Origin of the sequence: Nitrosomonas cryotolerans ATCC 49181 (assembly GCF_900143275.1) — a bacterium.
GTDB lineage: Bacteria > Pseudomonadota > Gammaproteobacteria > Burkholderiales > Nitrosomonadaceae > Nitrosomonas > Nitrosomonas cryotolerans.
Genome location: NZ_FSRO01000001.1, coordinates 517,014 through 536,611, shown reverse-complemented (window position 1 = coordinate 536,611; position 19,598 = coordinate 517,014). Strand labels below are relative to the sequence as shown.

The 19,598-nt window shown below is 45.3% G+C and carries 18 protein-coding genes and 1 pseudogene; 8 read left to right on the top strand and 11 right to left on the bottom strand.

The genetic code is table 11. The annotated features are described in order from the left end of the window. Positions 1-53 precede the first annotated feature (53 nt). Positions 54-1,031, top strand: a complete 978-nt coding sequence (locus BUQ89_RS02360) for a hypothetical protein (RefSeq protein WP_143071214.1) — start codon at positions 54-56, stop codon at positions 1,029-1,031. Between the two features lie 165 nt (positions 1,032-1,196). Here the strand turns inward: BUQ89_RS02360 and BUQ89_RS02355 are convergent, their stop codons facing one another. From BUQ89_RS02355 to BUQ89_RS02340, 4 genes are all read right to left on the bottom strand, one after another. Continuing rightward, positions 1,197-2,765, bottom strand: a complete 1,569-nt coding sequence (locus BUQ89_RS02355) for a sigma-54-dependent transcriptional regulator (protein ID WP_051537512.1) — start codon at positions 2,763-2,765, stop codon at positions 1,197-1,199. Positions 2,766-2,931: 166 nt separating this feature from the next. Further along, positions 2,932-3,582 (bottom strand): DUF799 domain-containing protein, encoded by a 651-nt coding sequence (locus BUQ89_RS02350; RefSeq protein WP_028460889.1) that lies wholly within the window; start codon positions 3,580-3,582, stop codon positions 2,932-2,934. Between the two features lie 11 nt (positions 3,583-3,593). Beyond that, positions 3,594-4,022 carry a DUF4810 domain-containing protein gene (locus tag BUQ89_RS02345; RefSeq protein ID WP_083399501.1) on the bottom strand — a complete coding sequence of 143 codons (429 nt, stop codon included), beginning with the start codon at positions 4,020-4,022 and terminating at the stop codon, positions 3,594-3,596. A gap of 21 nt (positions 4,023-4,043) precedes the next feature. After that, positions 4,044-4,712 (bottom strand): CsgG/HfaB family protein, encoded by a 669-nt coding sequence (locus BUQ89_RS02340; RefSeq protein WP_028460888.1) that lies wholly within the window; start codon positions 4,710-4,712, stop codon positions 4,044-4,046. A 793-nt stretch (positions 4,713-5,505) separates the two neighbouring features. Here BUQ89_RS02340 and tnpA point away from each other — a divergent pair. From tnpA to BUQ89_RS02325, 3 genes and pseudogenes are all read left to right on the top strand, one after another. Further along, positions 5,506-5,870, top strand: a pseudogene (gene tnpA, locus BUQ89_RS02335) (IS200/IS605 family transposase). A gap of 166 nt (positions 5,871-6,036) precedes the next feature. Next, the gene (gene phoB, locus BUQ89_RS02330; RefSeq protein ID WP_028460887.1) at positions 6,037-6,753 is read left to right on the top strand and encodes a phosphate regulon transcriptional regulator PhoB; all 717 of its coding nucleotides are present in this window, start codon (positions 6,037-6,039) and stop codon (positions 6,751-6,753) included. Positions 6,754-7,014: 261 nt separating this feature from the next. Beyond that, positions 7,015-7,281 carry a hypothetical protein gene (locus BUQ89_RS02325; RefSeq protein WP_028460886.1) on the top strand — a complete coding sequence of 89 codons (267 nt, stop codon included), beginning with the start codon at positions 7,015-7,017 and terminating at the stop codon, positions 7,279-7,281. Between the two features lie 264 nt (positions 7,282-7,545). On the opposite strand, the gene BUQ89_RS02320 is transcribed toward BUQ89_RS02325, so the two are convergent. Together BUQ89_RS02320 and BUQ89_RS02315 are read right to left on the bottom strand one after the other, a co-directional pair. Then, positions 7,546-8,229, bottom strand: coding sequence for a zinc metallopeptidase (locus BUQ89_RS02320; protein WP_028460885.1), 684 nt, complete (start codon positions 8,227-8,229; stop codon positions 7,546-7,548). A 106-nt stretch (positions 8,230-8,335) separates the two neighbouring features. Then, the gene (locus BUQ89_RS02315; RefSeq protein WP_028460884.1) at positions 8,336-9,727 is read right to left on the bottom strand and encodes a KamA family radical SAM protein; all 1,392 of its coding nucleotides are present in this window, start codon (positions 9,725-9,727) and stop codon (positions 8,336-8,338) included. A gap of 690 nt (positions 9,728-10,417) precedes the next feature. Here BUQ89_RS02315 and BUQ89_RS02310 point away from each other — a divergent pair. Next, positions 10,418-10,972 carry a pyrimidine dimer DNA glycosylase/endonuclease V gene (locus BUQ89_RS02310; RefSeq protein ID WP_245812874.1) on the top strand — a complete coding sequence of 185 codons (555 nt, stop codon included), beginning with the start codon at positions 10,418-10,420 and terminating at the stop codon, positions 10,970-10,972. A gap of 155 nt (positions 10,973-11,127) precedes the next feature. Here BUQ89_RS02310 and tnpB (BUQ89_RS02305) read toward each other — a convergent pair whose 3' ends face one another. After that, positions 11,128-12,261 (bottom strand): IS200/IS605 family element RNA-guided endonuclease TnpB, encoded by a 1,134-nt coding sequence (tnpB, locus tag BUQ89_RS02305; RefSeq protein WP_074202480.1) that lies wholly within the window; start codon positions 12,259-12,261, stop codon positions 11,128-11,130. A 193-nt stretch (positions 12,262-12,454) separates the two neighbouring features. On the opposite strand from tnpB (BUQ89_RS02305), the gene BUQ89_RS02300 reads away from it, so the two are divergent. Then, positions 12,455-13,429, top strand: a complete 975-nt coding sequence (locus BUQ89_RS02300) for a tyrosinase family protein (RefSeq protein ID WP_028462518.1) — start codon at positions 12,455-12,457, stop codon at positions 13,427-13,429. A gap of 180 nt (positions 13,430-13,609) precedes the next feature. On the opposite strand, the gene BUQ89_RS02295 is transcribed toward BUQ89_RS02300, so the two are convergent. Next, a complete protein-coding gene (locus BUQ89_RS02295; RefSeq protein WP_028462519.1) occupies positions 13,610-13,978 on the bottom strand; it encodes a hypothetical protein in 369 nt (122 codons plus the stop codon). Between the two features lie 151 nt (positions 13,979-14,129). Between BUQ89_RS02295 and BUQ89_RS02290 the strand changes: the two genes are divergently transcribed. Both BUQ89_RS02290 and BUQ89_RS02285 read left to right on the top strand, forming a co-directional pair. Continuing rightward, complete coding sequence (locus BUQ89_RS02290) at positions 14,130-15,146, top strand: fatty acid desaturase family protein (protein ID WP_028462520.1); 1,017 nt, start codon at positions 14,130-14,132, stop codon at positions 15,144-15,146. Between the two features lie 70 nt (positions 15,147-15,216). After that, positions 15,217-15,645 (top strand): PACE efflux transporter, encoded by a 429-nt coding sequence (locus tag BUQ89_RS02285; protein ID WP_028462521.1) that lies wholly within the window; start codon positions 15,217-15,219, stop codon positions 15,643-15,645. A 58-nt stretch (positions 15,646-15,703) separates the two neighbouring features. On the opposite strand, the gene tnpB (BUQ89_RS02280) is transcribed toward BUQ89_RS02285, so the two are convergent. The 3 genes from tnpB (BUQ89_RS02280) to BUQ89_RS02270 form a co-directional block, all read right to left on the bottom strand. Next, positions 15,704-16,837, bottom strand: a complete 1,134-nt coding sequence (tnpB, locus tag BUQ89_RS02280; protein WP_074202479.1) for an IS200/IS605 family element RNA-guided endonuclease TnpB — start codon at positions 16,835-16,837, stop codon at positions 15,704-15,706. Between the two features lie 225 nt (positions 16,838-17,062). Next, entirely contained in the window at positions 17,063-18,355 is a 1,293-nt protein-coding gene (gene bioA, locus BUQ89_RS02275) for an adenosylmethionine--8-amino-7-oxononanoate transaminase (RefSeq protein ID WP_028462022.1), read from the bottom strand. Positions 18,356-18,571: 216 nt separating this feature from the next. Beyond that, the gene (locus tag BUQ89_RS02270) at positions 18,572-19,456 is read right to left on the bottom strand and encodes a DMT family transporter (RefSeq protein ID WP_245812873.1); all 885 of its coding nucleotides are present in this window, start codon (positions 19,454-19,456) and stop codon (positions 18,572-18,574) included. Positions 19,457-19,598 lie beyond the last annotated feature (142 nt).

Here is a 19,598-nt window from a genome sequence, read left to right as displayed (position 1 = left end):
TAATCATAAAGACCGCTGCATAACTGGTTATCTCGGGCTGGGCAAGGTTTTAAGTGTTTGATTTATCAATGCTGCAAGTAATCAGAAAAGCTCAAAAACACAGTTATGCAGCGGTCTTTCATATGCATAGGAGAACTCTGCTTTTTCTGGCAGCCAGTGCATGGCTCTTCATCGAGACAGCCGCACTGGCCGAAAACAGTATCCAGATTCAAGGCAGCGGCCAGAGCCGTATCAACATCGATACTGCCAATACCACCAGCAGCCTGATTGATATTTATCAGGTAGGCACCGGTCTGGAAAACAAGATTGGGGGTGCCAGTCCAATCACACAGGGGGGCATCAATCAAACGATACGAATCGGTCAGGGCGCAACCTATGCCACCGATGTCTGGACACCGGGCGCAGCCGTCTCAGATAACCTGGCTCATATCAGCCAAAGCGGCGCAAGCGGAAACAGGGCGGAAATCTACCAGACCACCAGCAGCAATACCGCTTCCATCAGCCAGATGAGCAGCAGCCATACGGCGAAGATAACCCAGGAGGGCAGCGACACCAATTCAGCGACACTAACCCAGAACAGTAGCGCGAGTCTGCTAGCCACCATCATCCAAAACGGAGCAGCCGCAAGCACGCTGGTGGCAACTCATGCGGCCCTGACCACAGGTGCTTTGACCATCACTCAAGGCGGCGCGGGCGGTCACGAAGCCACCCTCGTGACCAGCAGCGAATACAATGGTCCAGGTCTCACAATAGAGCAGACTGGTTCTGCCAACATCGCGAGTGTAACCGGCATGACAGGAGGTAGCGCATCCATCACGCAATCAGGCACCGGCGGACAGGTCACATTAATCGACCAGGATGGTGGAACACTGACCATCTTGCAGCAAGGCACCAACAATAGACTGGCTATCACTCATTACGGCACCGGCGCGTCCTTAGACCAAGCGCTGTCTGTAACCCAAAGCGGCATCACAGTCTACGACCCGGATCCACCACCCAGCGGCCCCACTTACGACCCCTCCGCTCCCTAGAGTCGACTCGCAAGCGAAGAGAACAAGCGATATCATCGATAATACCGAGAACACCCTGCTGAGCATCCGGTGTCAAGACTACGGCTTACCCCTATTCGGCGGAACCACCTTATGCATGATTATCATTAGATTGGCATCAACGACAAGACACCATATCGCCGATCATCAACATTCCCTGGAATCTTTCTCTTTCATAAATTGAATGGACGAAATATGATATGTTTTTAATTTGTTATGAATCGTCTTGTAATCAATACGAAGCAAACGGGCAGCCTGTGCCTTATTGCCTTGAGTCAATTCCAGGGCCTGCAGGAGGATTTTTCGCTCTACCTGGGCGACTACCTGCTTGACCATCTCCTTAAGTGATACATTGCCATCCGGTTCAGGCGGGATACCAGGAATATGAAATGCATCTGCGCCACGTGACCCGTCATCGGATCCGTCACGAGTGGGAGCGTGCAACTCCGCACGGTCAATCCTGGAAGACCTAGGTGACCTGCCACGTCTATCAAGCAATTTGAAATGCTCGGGCATAATTATCGTATCTCTGTCATCACACAACAATACGGCGCGCTGTAATTCATTACGTAATTCTCGCACATTGCCAGGCCAATCATAAAGCCGGACAAGTTTCCAGGCGGATGCTGACAGGCCTTTGACTTGTTTATCTAACTCTTTATTTGCTTTAGCCAGAAATCGATGAACCAGGAATGCAAAATCTTCTGTTCGCTCACGCAAGGGTGGTATAGGAATCGTAAACTCTACCAAGCGATGATAGAGATCCCGACGGAAGCGTTGTTGATGCACCATCGCATCAAGATCCGCATTAGTCGCCGCGACTATTCTGAAATCGACATCCCGGTATTGTGTGCTGCCAATTCGCTGGACACGCCGCGTCTCAAGAACCCTAAGCAGCTTTCCTTGCATTGTCAAGGGCATGTTACCTATTTCGTCCAAAAAGAGCGTGCCGCCACAGGCCAACTCAAAAGCACCCATCTGAGCCTGATGCGCGCCAGTATAGGCCCCTTTTTCATGTCCGAATAATTCACTTTCAATCAGTGAGTCCGGAATAGCGCCACAATCCAGCGCTACAAATCGCTTAACAGAACGCGCGCTTTCCGCATGAATCGCCTGCGCTACCAGATCTTTTCCAACACCGGTTTCGCCCATCACCAAAACCGAGAAATTGGTCACCGCAACTTGCTTTACTTCACTCAAAATGCGCTGAATAATAAGGCTTCCCCCCATAGATTTCAGCAAGGAATCCGACGGTGCCATCCGATCGCGACAGCGGCGAGCAGGCCACTTATCTTTGATGGCACGGCGTATCGTCATCAGGATATCCTGATGATTAAATGGTTGAGTGAGATAATCGTATGCACCCATCCGGATCGCCTGAATCGCTTCATCGATTTTGCCATGCGCTGTAATGATGATCACCGGAATTGCTTTATTTAACGAGTGAATACGCGACAGCGCATCCAGGCCATTCATATCCGGCAGATCCGCGTCAAGCAGCACTATATCCGGCATTTCCTGCTGAGTGCATGCAAGTGCTGCCTTTGCATTTGTCACGGTTATCGAGGTGAATCCAGCCTGATCAATGAGATCGGATAGCGTCCCACTCGCCGCCTCCGCATCATCCGCAATGAGTACTTTAATCGCGGTGGAAGAAATAGATCCTATGGATACCTTCGCTTGTTTTTGTTTGTGCCTCAGTTTTTCAGCTATCATGTTATTTTTTCCCACTTGTACGACTGGCTAAAGAAAACCTCAGTAAAAATTCCCAGTATGTTTATACTCCGTTGTCACCCATTTACTTTTTTTATTCAAATCATGTTAGTGGTTATATGATTGATTGTTTCTTAAGCAAACAGCTAGTGCTGATTACACATATTAGCTACTGTCTGAATTGATTCAGGTCTTTACCAAAATCAACGTGATAAGGACCCGCCGGCAAGCCTTCCGGTGCTATAAATGCCTGGTCATTACTCTTTCTTGCCAACGGCAAATAATCAGTAAACAAGGCATTAACTGCCGCAGACACGACCATACCTATCAGCCCTGCCCCGGTTTCGGATGAGTCTTGTGCAACGCGCTGCTTGGATTGCCAGAGCGTGTTACCTGTTTGCGTATCGATCAGCGTATATTCCGCTTCAACCACAACCGTCGAGCGGATCAAAAGATATTGACTACTCCAATCCTTGATGACCACAAACAGAACAGCATCAGCACCAAACAATTCATATAAACGCTGCGGGGCGAGTTGATGGATATGGCCCGCCTCAGCCAATCCAAAATCACGCAGGATCAGGCTAGTTAAGTAAACCGGAAAAACATAATATCCCCGTTCTGCCAACGGTTTGGTAATGGTCGAAATAAAAACGGATGAAGCACTGATTTCAGGAGATTCATTCAGTACCGGCACAACCAGAATGGAACGAGGTTGATGTGCATAAAACAGCGACAGATTATCTTTGTTCGGTTGGGCAGCACAACCTGAAAGTAAAATAAGCAGATAGACCAGCGCAACAGCCAGGATACGTTTCATTACTCAGTCTCTTATCTTGGCATTGCCTGTGATTGATTATCTTTAGTTGTACCGGCGGTCTTTTTCTCAATACGTTCGATCAACTGTGTCATCAGCGCACTTGACTCAGGAAATAGGTGCTTCTCTTTTTCAAAGCAGGCTTTCGCGCCATCATAATCGCCGCGCTGGAACAAAAGAAAGCCGTAGTCTGCATACGCGCCAGGAGGCACTCTGAGATTCTGCTGTTCAGCCGCGTGAACGGTTTCAAATAAATAGATATCCGCTTGCGCATGATCTTCATTCACATAGCGATCATAAAGACCGGATTCAAATTTCCCCCAATGATAGATTGTGGGTGTACCACAGCCAATCAGACCGGCTGCCAGTATAATAACGCCGCAGCATTGAAAATAGACCAGCCTCAATACGCCGCCCGGATAATAGCCGTGTCTGCGCTGCATGTTATCTATTACCAGATTCCATTAGCGACGGGCATCCAGCGTCAACACAACGTTATTAATCATATTAACAATTGCGGCGTCAATTGCCTTTCCTTCCAACGTCGAGTCAAAACCCGTAGCACCACCAAAACCCAGCGTGCTGCTGGATGATAAATCAGCTTCTCCAGAACCTTCCTGAGTATAAAACAACTGGCCTGTTTTCGGATCAACCAGCCTCAGTACAACACGAGCGCGGGCGCGCTGCGTTTTTTTCTTACCGATCAACCAGCTACTTCCGGTCGTATCACGCCCCAGTTCAACAACGGATCCAAGGATCAAGGCATCCACACCTGCCAGGTTTTGTTTAAACTGCGCCTCACCAAGACCCATCAGATTCGCTTCGGCAGCTAATTTACTCATATCCTGACGTTCGACAACATTAAAGCGCTGCGTCGCCATCAGGTGTCTCGCCAATAAATCTGCAGCCTGCTTGCCAATACGATCACCGGCTGCATCTGTAAACAAGCCACTACCAAAAATCGATTCATTGGTAAAACGGGCAATCCCGATTGTCATACGTTCGGCCGCCGGCAAAGGGTTAACAACCACTCCCGGGCCAGCATCATTGACGCCTTGCAGCACCGTGCGCTTGGGACCGGCGCAACCTGTTACCATCAATATAATACAAATAATTGACACTATTTTATTCATAGGGGTCCTGCTGTTACAAAAAGCTGAAATAAATCGACTTAACCTCTAATGCAACTCGATTATACTGTGCTAGTACTGAATTGTCTTTTATGTAACCTGATCACAGACTAACGGCACCTCAATTCTATCAGTGCCCTTCGCTTCTGAGGTGGATGCCTGCAATGAATTTAACCTGTTGATATTGATATGATTTTAGCTCAACTCCCTTTTCATCACATTCTCTCGCATTGACATTCTCCCCCGCCTAAAGACAGGAGATTCTTGCTGCCTCTACTTCGGAATGGGGTAGATGGTTTCGGTCAGTTCGTGTCGCTGACGACATGACTGCATCGTTCACTTGGCAGGCGAGCTGGGCATGTCCTGCCTTTAGCGTATTGATGGCAAGCACATCACCGCCCCGCCACGCTTACTTGTATTCCAACTGGCGGCGGAACTCACCCCAGCCCTGATCAAGAATCGACCCGTTGGGACCCCGCTCTGGCAACTCAATCAAACCTGCTGCTGACTGGTTCATATTCGTGGCTTTAAGATCTTTTGGTAACAATCGAGACCTTTGCAAAATCCCAATGGTTGAAAAATTAATCCTTTATGATCAAAATCGAAAACTTCTGGTCAGGGCTTTTGTAAAATCCTCCCTTCTTTTTGAAGGTTGAAAAATCGGCGCGTTGCGCGCTGCTGATCACCATTCGGCATGATCTGAAATTTGTAGGCTTGCAAGCGTTCTATATTTCCAACTATACTTGGTCTATAAAAAAACAACGATATTAAATACCGTAAGCATCGTGTTTTCAAAATGTATGTTCATTTGGTTTTTGTAACGCAATACCGTTAGGACCTGTTCACTATGGAGGTGGTTGACGACTTGCGCGACATTTTTGCAAGCCTCTGTACCAACCTTGAGGCGGAACTGATGGAATTTGATGGCGAGCATGGCCACGTCCTACTGAGCTATCCGCCAAAACTGGCGGCATCAGTGCTGGTAAATAGCCTCAAAGGTGTATCCAGCCGGATGATTCGCAAAAAAACATTCATGTATCCGCAAAAAGCTATGGGATGGCGCATTATGGTCGCCATCTTATTTGGCGGCCTCTTGTCTTGTGGTGGTTGCCAATTGCCATCATTCGCCAGCACATCGAACAGCAACAAATGCCAGATTGACCGACAATAAGGACGTCTGCGGCATCCGCACTATTCATCCTCCCCCTGAATGGAGAGGATTTCCGCTCAGTCTGTTAAAAATAAATGGCCATTATTACTACTGTCATAAAAATGTAACGATATTTTTATATTATCCTAAAGAAACTTTCTATCCATGGAGTCACTCATGTCGGCAACCATACTGGTAGTAGAGGATGAACTCGCAATCCAGGAACTTGTTTTATATAATTTACGAAAAGCCGGGCATATCGCTTTGTGCGCAGATAGTGCAGAACAAGCTGCGACCATGGTCAACAATGCCCTGCCCGATCTCGTATTACTTGATTGGATGCTGCCAAACATGAGTGGTATTGAGTTTGCACGCATATTGCGGCAAGAAACACGCACCAAGGCAATCCCTATCATTATGCTCACCGCCCGTATTGAGGAGCACGACAAAGTAACCGGGCTGGAGATAGGCGCAGATGACTATATCACCAAGCCATTTTCTCCCCGCGAATTAATTGCCAGAATTAAAGCGGTATTGCGTCGACGCCTACCCGAAATCTCTGAAGAAACCATTGAGATCGGAGGACTTAAACTGGATCCAGCGACGCACCGTGTATCCGTTTATGTTAATGACCATATTTCAGAGTCATCCGAGGTGAAACTTGGGCCTACCGAATTCCGTTTATTACATTATCTGATGGCACATACAGAACGAGTACATACTCGCGCACAGTTATTGGATCGCATATGGGGCGATCATGTGTTCCTCGAGGATCGCACAGTAGATGTTCATATTCGTCGATTACGCAAGGCGCTTGAAAGTGTTGAGAAGCATAACTTCGTACAGACAGTCAGGGGAGTAGGCTATCGCTTCTCTGAAACAGAACAGTTATAAACTACCCTGATTGAAGCTGTCACGTAATGTACGATTTATCCGTTTTTCACTATACAATCTATTAATTATTAACAAATAGATGTGATAAGCATCTTAATTTTTGGCTATTTCGAGACAGGCCCTCATTATGTTGATATATATCAAAAAATATAACCAGTATTCGTAGTATCCTTAAATAAAATTCTGAAGTAATTTTTTAGGCGGCCACCCGCTTAGTAGCGGGTGAAGTTAAGAACAAGCGGGTTAAGGAGATCACTGAAAATGCTCAGACTGACTATTAATTCAGAACAAGAGGAGTTTTTTTCTAATTTAGAAGAAGTGTGGTGTTACTTAAACTTAGCATATTCATCATTAGCAGATCCGTATTCTAATGTTTTAAAATGGCGCTTAAGCATTGATGGTCATCGTATTTATTGCTGTCAGGAATTACCTGCTATTGCATGGTATGTATTAGCCAGAACATTCGAATATTTTAAAGAATGGCTATCCTTTCAGTTGTCTTATTCTGCTAAATTAGCTTACCCGTAGTTGCCTTTAGAGCTATTGGAAATTCCACAGCAAAAAAATAGCTTACGATTCGAGGGGAATCCATCGGCACATTCATCGACATACGCCCGATTGGCTTCCCCAGTCCAGAGAGCTGTTGAGAGACCTTTGCAAAACCCCAATAGTTGAAAAATTAGCCCTTTATAATCAATAGCCAAAAACTTCTGATGAGGGCTTTTTCAAAAGCCTCGTTGAATGAAAAAAATACCGGCATTGACTGCAAAAACCACCACTACATGAATCTCTTCATCTACGCAGAATAGCCCACCAGCGACCAATATTCAGCAATGCCATCAGCGAAGCCGAAACATAAGTCCAGGCGGCCGCTCTTAATATCCGCCGAGCATGTGGCGCATCCCCCTCTTTTAAGTAATTACCCTGTTCCAACATCGGGAGCGCACGAGCAAAACTGGCATTCATTTCCATCGGCAATGTCACCAGGTGTACCAGCGTTGTCGTGCTTAATGTCAACAGGCCACCGGCAAACAATAACGCGCCTATTACCGGCAAATGCGTGATGATCATGACGAACGGCGCGATCATCAGAATGGCTGCACCCAGTTTCTCGGCTGGCCCAGCCAATTGTACTAATCGCGTACGCCATCTTAATGGAAGATAGCCATCCCTGTCTTGTATCGCATGACCCACCTCATGTGCCGCTACCGTGATTGCCGTCAGTGATTTACCATTAAATTTGTCAGGCATCAGGCGAACCGCTTTCTCAATCGGATCATAATGATCACCTGACTCTGTCATTTCAACCTTAACCTGCTGCAGATTTGCCCAATCAAGTAATATACGCGCCAATTCCCCACCTGTACCAGGATAACGTTCTTCAGGATAGCTATACTTCTCAAGCGTCTGTTTCACCCAATAGGCGGGACCCATGATCAACACAGCGACAAGTATAATGAGTATTAGATAAAGCATGCGATAGATGAGCGCATTACAGTAGGTAGCAGTACCACTAATTTTAATTTACCAATCAAAATAGCCTCTTCTTTTCATATGAACAGATAGTTTTAAGATGCATCCATTACACATAAGTTCGCGGATTTATTTTTTCCTCACACATCGCATCATATTCATCTTGAAAAAAGAAACGACTTTCTCCAAACGCGGGTTTGAGCTGATCCAGCCATGTAGCCTCGGCATCGTATTTTGCAAAAAAAGGCTGCTGCACCCAGTCAGGATTACGCCCCTGAACGAAACGTAATACAAACACTTTTTCTTTATTTATGTGGGTCACACCCTGAATTTCGACTTTTCCGGGCCCGGCACTCATTGATGGCCCCCGCACAGTCCGGCCCAAACCAGATACCTGCTGCATGGCCTTACGGTAAACATCCCAGGCACGTGCCAACGGCACCTCAAAGTAGTGGCGTGCGCCGGTATCACGTTCAACGAACATATAATAAGGCACCATACCCAACCGCACCTGCTCACGCCACATGCGGGCCCATATAGCAGGATCATTATTAATGGTGTTCAGCAAAGGAGATTGTGTACGGATGACCGCTCCCGTCTCACGCAACCGCCGTATGGCCTCCTGCGCAATTGGCGTCGTCATTTCCCGCCAATGATTATAGTGCGCCATAATGGCAACATGCTTTCCGGATTGAACCATCCTCTTAAGCAATGTTAACAATTCTCCAGCATCCGCATCATGAACGAAACGCTGTGGCCAGAAACTCAAAGATTTAGTGCCAATACGAATGGTTTGAATATGCGCCAGTTCCGGCGTCAATAAAGGCTCAAGATAATTCGCCAAATGATCTGTTTTCATAACCATAGGATCACCCCCGGTAATCAACAGATCACTGATACTTTCATGCCTGCTCAAGTAACGATACAGTTGCATGGCTTCCTTATTAGAAAAGCGCAATTCCTTATCGCCGATAAACTGTGCCCAGCGAAAACAAAAACTACAAAAACTATGACATACCTGACCCTGGCTGGGGAAAAACAAGACTGTTTCACGATATTTATGTTGAATCCCCTCCATCCGCTCATTTTCTTCGCGAGGGACATTCAGCGACAGCTGTCCCGCTGGATGCGGATTCAGCCGCTGGCGAATTTCATGCACCGTTTGTTGAATTAAATGACGATCAGCACCTCGGCGCAGCAAGGTTGCCATCTGTGCGAAATCAGCTTCTGACAGCATTCCTTTCTGCGGAAATACCAATTGAAATATCGGATCATCCGGAATATTATTCCAGTCAATTAAATTATCAATGACATATTCATTGACTCGAAAGGGCAAAATTTTAGCAACGACCTTCATCTCAAAGCGCTGTTGCTCGGGCAACTGTTGCAGCGCTTCGATCTTCTCCAGCTGATGCTCAGTATAAACTTGAAAGCGAACAGGTTTGTTATTCGATTGCTCCGAAACAATCTGCTTTTTTATAAATTGTATGACAGGAGTCATATGCTTCTCTCCTTTTTCACATCAATTAATCTGGGAAAAGTTTCTACAAAACAGTATCACACAGGTTTGATGCGCCTTTTCCCATGTAACAATTGAGCGGTTAACGTGTGAAACCGGAATATAATTCTATGTTCCGGTTTATCTATGAAGTACTACTCGTTCAATAAAAATATTGAATTGAAATGACAGAATTATTGTCTGGTTAATCATGTATTGATTTGCCAGAAAACTGTACGACGTATGAATGATCCGGCTGTTTATTCTAAAACATCACTCCGCTTTGACTTTGATTAATCCATTAATTAACTGAAAATCAAGTTTATTAAAAAATTAATCGCCCACAAAGGAGCGACTTAAAAATCCGTTCTATATCTGATGAATCCCTCAGTCTATCACTACAGACAGCGGACCCCATCCACCTCTGTTAGGTTATCCCACTCCCATTATCAAACAAAACATGTTCAATCAATCAGTCAGCGTAGATCCCTCTATCAAGAGAAATCTATAAAAATATACCCTATTCCTGGAACTATAGCTTTATTATCAGGAAAAGCCAACCCTAAACAATAAATTATTCATTTATTCAAATAGATACAATACGACTAAAAATCTATACTAATTTATCCTGCACTGATTACAATTGAGCGGGTTCATGATTAGATTAGAAAAACAAAATACGAAAGTAGTTTCTTGAATCCGATTAATCCTCTGATTAATTGGATTCCCATAAGGAAAAAACTTCGCTGCAAAAAACCGGATCACGACCATTTACTGAAGGTAATGAGTATCGTAGGGGGATATGACATGAGGCTTTGGTCGATACATCCAAAATATTTAGATTCAAAAGGTTTGGTTGCTCTCTGGAGAGAAGGCCTTCTCGCCCAGAGTGTCCTTCTTGGCAACACCCGAGGATATCAGAATCATCCACAGTTAATCCGGTTTAAGAATACCGGCCATCCATCTGCTGCAATTGCCTGCTATTTAAGATTAATCACTGAGGAGGCTGATAACCGCAGCTACAATTTCGATAAAAATAAAATCGTTGACCTGATTTTTAAAGGGAGCATTCCTGTTACAAGCGGGCAGATACAATATGAATTCCAACACTTATTAAAAAAACTGGAAACCAGAGATCAGGATCTCTATCAGAAATTAAAAGGGTTGAAAGAAATAGAATTACACCCTTTATTTAACGTGGTCACAGGAAATACAGAACACTGGGAGATACGTAAATCAAAGGTCTGAATCCGAAATTTTCCTAATATCATGGCTTAAATGCCCACGATCATTCGGGTTCGCTTTGTTTACAAGCGACTTCAAATTAAAATAATCAATAATTTGACTGCTCCCCTCCGTAAACGAAGGGGATTCCCAATTCAACGAATCCAACCCGGACGCACCTAAATGCAAACAGGACTTATAGATTCTCCAAGGGCTGACACCGCCAGTCCAGCGGCCAAAACATTACGCGCTGCGTTGATGTCTCGATCATGGATTGATCCGCATTCCGGACAAGTCCATTCACGCACATTCAAAGGCATCTTGTTTACGGTATGCCCACATCCCGAGCAGCGTTTGCTGCTTGGATACCATCGGTCAATACCTACAAGCTCTCGCCCGTACCACAGCGACTTGTATTCTAATTGCCGCACAAATTCACCCCATCCTGCATCGGAAATTGATTTTGCGAGGCAACGATTTTTCTTCATATTGCTAACAGCTAAAGACTCTACAGCTATCACTTGGTTTTCGTTCACTAGCCGTGTTGAGAGTTTATGTAGAAAGTCTTTACGAGCATCAGCAATTCCTGCATGTAGTCGCGCTACTTTCAGTCTGGCTTTTTGTCTATTGGCCGACCCTTTGCACTTTTTAGATAGCTTGCGTTGCAGCTTAGCAAGCCTGGTTTCATTCTTTCGTAGCGTGTTAGGAGACGCAATCTTCTCGCCCGTAGAAAGAATAGCGAAGTGCGTTAATCCTAAGTCAATGCCGACTTTGCCGCTAACCCTTGGCTTTCGCGCAACAGAGTCGTCGCAAAGCATAGAAACATGGTATCGACCCGCTGAGTCTTTAGAGACTGTTGCAATCGTTAGTTTTGTTGCCTTAGGAAGGGTGCGCGACCATCTGATATTCAGTGGATCTTTCATCTTCGCCAGTTTCAGAGACTTACCGTCCCACTTGAAGGCGCTGGACGTGTATTCAGCCGATTGCTTCTCATGCTTGCTTTTGAATGACGGGTATTTGGCTCGTTTGGCAAAGAAATTACCAAATGCCGTTTGCAGGTGGCGGAGAGATTGCTGCACAGGAACACTGGAAACTTTGTTCAGCCATTCAAATTCAGGCTCTTTTTTTAACTCGGTCAACAAAGAGGAGGTAGCATGATACCCGATTCTTTTTTTCTCGGTATACCAAGCATCAGAACGAACGCGCAACATGCGATTATAGACAAACCGAGCACACCCGAATGTTTGAGCCAGAATAGTTTCTTGCTCAAAAGTTGGGTAAAACCTGAATTTGTATGCGCGCTTAATTTCCATTAATACACTGTAACAGAAATAGGTGAGAAAACAGGCTTTAGTATCAGCGAAGCTGACTCCCTATCCATCCCCGGCCTTAAGACCGGGGTTTTCCGGAAGTTGAGATGATAAAAATATAACCAATACCTCAAATCAGGACGCGCACAAAATTGCGTCTATGGTTCAGGTGCCTTCTATCAAAAGGAAATAATCAATGAAGATTCGTAAAAATGTTCGTTCTCTGAGTCAAACCGAAATTGACACTCTGGTAAATGCGTTTCTTGAGCTCAAGAAGTATGGCCGATATGACACCTATGTTCATTGGCACCATCAAGTCATGATTCCAAGCATATGGCCGTGGGAACCCAATGACCCCGATTATCGGAACGGAGCCCATCTCGGACCTTCTTTCTTGCCATGGCACCGGGAATTCTTACTTCAGCTTGAAAAAGACCTTCAAACTATTGATCGTTCCATCACGGTCCCCTATTGGGACTGGACGGAAGACGCCGCTGATCCCTTTAATTCCCCCATTTGGTCTGACAAATTTCTCGGTGGAAACGGCATCGAAAACGATCACTGGCGTGTTGCGGATGGCCCTTTCGCGCATAGCAATGGAAACTGGCCAGTACCAGCATACCCAGAACAGGGTTATCCAGAACTCGGATTAAAACGGCAATTCGGAATCAATGCCAACTCACTGCCTGACAACGAAGATCTCTCGCTGGCGTTACGAGAATCCTTTTATGATACGCCGCCATATAATTCAAGCCCGTTTACACTCGGCTTCAGGAATCGCCTCGAAGGCTGGGTTACACAACGCGCGGATTCTCGGGTACGCACCCCAGGAACACAGCTCCACAACCGAATTCACGTTTGGGTCGGTGGCAATATGCTTCTGATGACATCACCTGATGATCCCGTATTTTTTCTACACCATGCTTTTATAGATAAAGTCTGGGCAGACTGGCAGGCTATTATGGCCGAGGATAAACCAGATTGGGCACCACACTATGCACCGTTAAAAGATGGCCCGGCAGGCCACAATCTGAACGATATCCTGAAGCCGTGGGAACGCCGTATCAAAGATGTGCTGGATATTTCTGCCTTAGGATACACGTACGAACAGCCAGCACAAATCATGAAAGCAATGGCGCGACCTTCTTTCCGATCGCCCTTCATGGAATAACCATACCAAAATACGTTCCGGCGGGTGCGAATCCGCCAATAGTGCGTCAGTTGAGGCGGCCTGACGTACCCTCACGAGTTTGTACATTGCGAGCGGCTTCCTGATTGTAAACCCGGATTTTTCATTAGTCCGGGTCTATTGCTTCTCTGTCCGACTGCCCTGATTCACTCTAAGCGCTAGTTATGCCAAGGCCTCCTTAAATAATCCAATCGCATGATCAAAAAACTCTTCCAGCCATATCTTTAACTCTGGTGAGAGCGCGATCAACTTTGCTCTCCCATCGCTTGGGTCAGGTAACTCAATTATTAAACCAATTAATATGGCTTTATCAAGATATTTTTTTGCGGTTTGTGGACCCAAATGCCGCATAAACAAGAGCGCCTCTTGCTTACGTACAGGTTCCTGTTTCGCCCATAAACCCGTATATAGATCTGAGTAGTTCATGTCATAAACATCTTTGTCCTGCAGAAATTTCATCCATTCGGAATCCATACGATTGAGCGCCTGTACGAATTTTAAGCGTTGTTGGTGCTTGTTACTTGCCTTCATGAGACGTTACCTGTTCATTAAGTTGCTTAATTACTCATAATTTTACTATCAATGCCTATAATAATCGAAATTAATATTAAATATACTTGTAAATTTACTATTAATTATGTATATTTTGTTTTACATTATTTTGAAGAAAGATAGCTTAATTATGAAAACAAAACTCCAGTTATGGCGATATACAGAGGGCGCTCTGCCCAATTCGCTGGCCTTTGGTTATGTATTTTCTATGCAGGCACTAGGGATTTATTTATTAACGTCAGGCCAGTTGCTTACCTGGTTTGCAGGAATACTGGCCATGACGCACTCCCTGGTCATTGCTGCCTATCTAATCCACGAAATTGCACATCAATGTTTATTTCAGAGTCGTAAAGTGAATAGGATAGTCGGTGAGGTATTGTCATGGATATGCGGAACTGCCTATGCACCGATCGGTAGAATTCAAAGAATGCATATGCGCCATCATGGCGACAGAGCAGATGTCACGCTTTTTGATCCACGTGCTTTCTTAAAGCGCACGCCGAATTGGTTCAGAAAAACAGTCTATTTGCTTGAGTGGATGTACCTCCCAGCAGTGGAACTCATCATGCATTTCAATGTCATGACCCGTCCATTCTTAAATGACAAGTTCAAGAATGAGAGATGGCGCGTCATTTTGATGGGGCTTAGTCGGCTTGTGTTTTTTGGATCGCTATACATACTCAGTCCCTGGGCCTTGGTTGGGTTTGCGATCGCCTATTTATTGTTCCTCACCGCTTTGTTTATTGCGGATGCTTATGCTCATACCTATGAGTTTTTCCTGGTTTCTGATGTGAATGAAAAAATTGAGAAGAGTGGTCGTGATCAGGCTTATGATATACAACACACCTATTCAAATCTCATTTCTGAACGCTGGCCAGTTTTAAACTTACTGAATTTGAATTTTGGCTACCACAACGCGCATCACTATCGACCCGCAGAACCCTGGTACCAATTGCCTGAGCTACATAATGAAAGGTTTTCACCCGATTCACCACAAATTTTACCTTACAAAGAAATTTGGCATTCCTTCCGGATGAATAGACTCAAAAGGATTGAGGCAGAGGAAGCCGGTGATGTAGGAACAGGTACGGGGCGTGCTGATGGTTTTCTCGGTGTGCACGGTGTTTCATTTCTCAGTGTTGTCTAAAGAAATTTCATTAAGGCTGGCCAATACCCCGATGGCCCTGTCTTACCTCTAACAAACAATGAAAATTAAAATGAGCAGCAAAGAAAGAATTTTTCACGTGGTGATGTTTGAAGCGACTGCGTTAACGATTCTTATAGCGATATCTGCATTGATGACCGATAAAGAGACCAGCGATTTAGCGCTCGTTGGTTTTGCCTTGAGCATGTTTGCTGTCGCCTGGAATTATTTTTACAATATTGGTTTTGATTTAATTTTTGGCATGAATCGTAATTCGCGCGGGCTGATGATCCGAATTATTCACGCTACTGGCTTCGAAGGTGTCCTGGTTTTTATAACCGTACCGACGGTAGCCTGGTTTCTGCAGATAAGTCTTTTGGAAGCCATTGTTATAGAAGCGGGGCTTCTGGTTTTCTTTTTCTTCTTTACGATCGGATTTAACTGGTTTTATGACCAATACCAGCCTTATAAGCGTTGGTTCGGCCCCAAAGCAGCTAATTGACTGCTCCCCTCCGTAAACGAAGGGGATTCCCAATTCAACGAATCCAACCCGGACGCACCTAAATGCAAACAGGACTTATAGATTCTCCAAGGGCTGACACCGCCAGTCCAGCGGCCAAAACATTACGCGCTGCGTTGATGTCTCGATCATGGATTGATCCGCATTCCGGACAAGTCCATTCACGCACATTCAAAGGCATCTTGTTTACGGTATGCCCACATCCCGAGCAGCGTTTGCTGCTTGGATGCCATCGGTCAATACCTACAAGCTCTCGCCCGTACCACAGCGACTTGTATTCTAATTGCCGCACAAATTCACCCCATCCTGCATCGGAAATTGATTTTGCGAGGCAACGATTTTTCTTCATATTGCTAACAGCTAAAGACTCTACAGCTATCACTTGGTTTTCGTTCACTAGCCGTGTTGAGAGTTTATGTAGAAAGTCTTTACGAGCATCAGCAATTCCTGCATGTAGTCGCGCTACTTTCAGTCTGGCTTTTTGTCTATTGGCCGACCCTTTGCGCTTTTTAGATAGCTTGCGTTGCAGCTTAGCAAGCCTGGTTTCATTCTTTCGTAGCGTGTTAGGAGACGCAATCTTCTCGCCCGTAGAAAGAATAGCGAAGTGCGTTAATCCTAAGTCAATGCCGACTTTGCCGCTAACCATTGGCTTTCGCGCAACAGAGTCGTCGCAAAGCATAGAAACATGGTATCGACCCGCTGAGTCTTTAGAGACTGTTGCAATCGTTAGTTTTGTTGCCTTAGGAAGGGTGCGCGACCATCTGATATTCAGTGGATCTTTCATCTTCGCCAGCTTCAGAGACTTACCGTCCCACTTGAAGGCGCTGGACGTGTATTCAGCCGATTGCTTCTCATGCTTGCTTTTGAATGACGGGTATTTGGCTCGTTTGGCAAAGAAATTACCAAATGCCGTTTGCAGGTGGCGGAGAGATTGCTGCACAGGAACACTGGAAACTTTGTTCAGCCATTCAAATTCAGGCTCTTTTTTTAACTCGGTCAACAAAGAGGAGGTAGCATGATACCCGATTCTTTTTTTCTCGGTATACCAAGCATCAGAACGAACGCGCAACATGCGATTATAGACAAACCGAACACACCCGAATGTTTGAGCCAGAATAGTTTCTTGCTCAAAAGTTGGGTAAAACCTGAATTTGTATGCGCGCTTAATTTCCATTAACACACTGTAACAGAAATAGGTGAAAAAACAGGCTTTAGTATCAGCGAAGCTGACTCCCTATCCATCCCCGGCCTTAAGACCGGGGTTTTCCGGAAGTTGAGATGATAAATTATCATCGTCGCATAGCACTCAGCAGTAAATCAGTGACCGCATAAAAAGCGGGGGCTTTCCATAGAGAGCCAGACCGAGCACGTAACACCGTTATTCTGTAATAAAGCCAAATCAGACTTCGATTGCTGAGTGAAACAATTGATGATTATCTAACGCACTATCGATGGCTGCAATCAATTGATTAATATGCAAAGGAGTGCTGATGTATGGCGGCATTAAGTAGATCAATCGTCCAAACGGGCGAATCCACACCCCTTGCGCGACAAAATGGGCCTGAATCTCCTTCATGTTTACCGGATGATGCGTTTCGACCACGCCAATCGCACCAAGCCAACGGACTGTTTTAACTTGCTGATGTCGCGTTAATTGAGGCAACAAATCGGCAAATTGTGACTCAATGGCGGCGGTTTGGGCTTGCCATGATCCTGTAGCGAGCAGATCCAGACTGGCGCAAGCAACTGCACAAGCAAGCGGATTGCCCATAAAAGTCGGACCATGCATAAAGCAACCGGCTTCGCCACCACAAACCGTATCGGCAATCTGTTTGGTAGTCAATGTGGCTGCCAAGGTCATATAGCCCCCTGTTAGCGCTTTGCCTAAGCACATGATATCGGGTTTGATCCCGGCATGTTCACAAGCGAATAGCTGCCCGGTGCGGCCAAACCCGGTCGCAATTTCATCTAAAATCAATAAAACGCCATATTCATCGCATAGCTGACGGACACCCTTTAGAAATTCCGGGTGATAAATCCGCATTCCACCAGCGCCTTGCACAATGGGCTCGAGAATAACCGCCGCAATTTGCCGGTGATTATCTAGAAGCTTTTGTTTAAAATCTGTCAGATCGGCTTCGTCCCAAGTCTGCCAAAAACCAATTTGCGGCGAGTTGGCAAAAATATGCTGGGGTAAGAAGCCTTTATACAAGCTGTGCATCGAGTTATCTGGATCGGTTACTGACATCGCCCCAAACGTATCGCCATGGTAACCCTGTTTTAAGGCGAGAAACCTGGATCGCGGCTCCCCTTTGGCTTGCCAATATTGCAAGGCCATTTTCAAACTGACCTCAACCGCAACAGAGCCGGAATCGGCCAGGAAAACATGCTCCAGATTATCAGGCACCAGTGCGAGTAATTTTTTACTTAGTTCGATAGCCGGGCTGTGTGTGAGCCCCCCAAACATCACATGAGACATCTGGTCAATTTGTTGCTTAGCCGCTTGATTGAGCACATGATGATTATAGCCGTGAATGGCCGACCACCATGATGACATGCCATCAATCAATTGTTGCCCGTCATTTAATTCAATCAATACGCCCTGCGCTTTCTTAACCGGATAGCATGTCAGCGGGGAAAGCGTGGAAGTATAAGGATGCCAGATATGTTGGCGATCAAAAGCTAAATCCATCTGTTAATCCTGAATAGTTCTAGTCATAGTAGTTGTCATCTCTGGAAAAAATTTCACCGGGAATGATGAGGAATGTTCAAATTGGTTAAGATCCAGGTATCGCTCAGATCACAGTCACGAAAAAATACCGGGGTAACCCTTCTTTTCTATACTCTCCGCAATAGCCCGCATCGAATTTTTTATTTCTGTTCTAATCCGAACGATCTCTAATCGTTATCACGCACGATTTATTCTGGTAGAAAACAGGCCTGCTGAAACAATCATTGCACCTCCAACCCACTCCATCGGTGACAAAACCTCATTCACCAGGAAATAGGCTGCCAGCGCCGCTACAATCAATTCAAACAATAAAATCACAATCGCCTGATTTGCGGGCATACGTGTTAGCCCGTATTGCAATACAATACTCAGTACAAATAACACTAATCCAATACCCGCTAAAAACAACCACGGATTAAAAGAATCATAAGGCAGTGTCAACGGCGATCCAATAGCTAAGCTGCAAACTAACCCTATTACGGTCACACCCAGCCATATTGCCATTGATTTCAGTTGAACGTTATGAAATTGATTCTTTCTCGTCAGGACATTCATTAACGCAAACATAAAACCACCCACCATTCCCAGCCATTCGCCATAGGATATGGGCATTAGCAAATCGCTGCCAGGCTGCCAAAGCATCGTGACAACACCGGCAAACGAAAGCATGATTACAAAATAGCCATGTATGCTGAGCTGTTCGCTTAAAAGTATCCGTGAAAATAAAATAGTCCATATCGGTGCCAAATAAAACAGCAAAAGGACACGCATGACTTCCCCGTTAAGCATACCCAGAATATAAGCGAGATTCGACCAACCCGCACAAAAACCTATCCAGAATAGCAGATGCGCTTTACCATTAAAAATAGAAGAAAACTGTATCTCCTTTCGGAAGAAAATGATTCCCAGCAGCAAGGCAATACAAAACGTGATCGTGGTTGCTATTTCCCCACTCATACCATAGCCTTCTAACAGGCGATAGGGATACCACAGAACCCCCCAGATCGCAGCACCTAAAAGTAACGCAGCAATGGGAAGTGTTTTTTGATTACTTTCATTCATTATCATCACTACGCTTTGAAATATCAGCTATAACAATTGCAATCCCGGTCTTTTGATTAAAGCCGGATCACTGTCCGCCTCAGGATTGTCAATCGCAAATAGCCTGTCATCATAAAATATTGGATAAGCGCCCGCTAAAAAA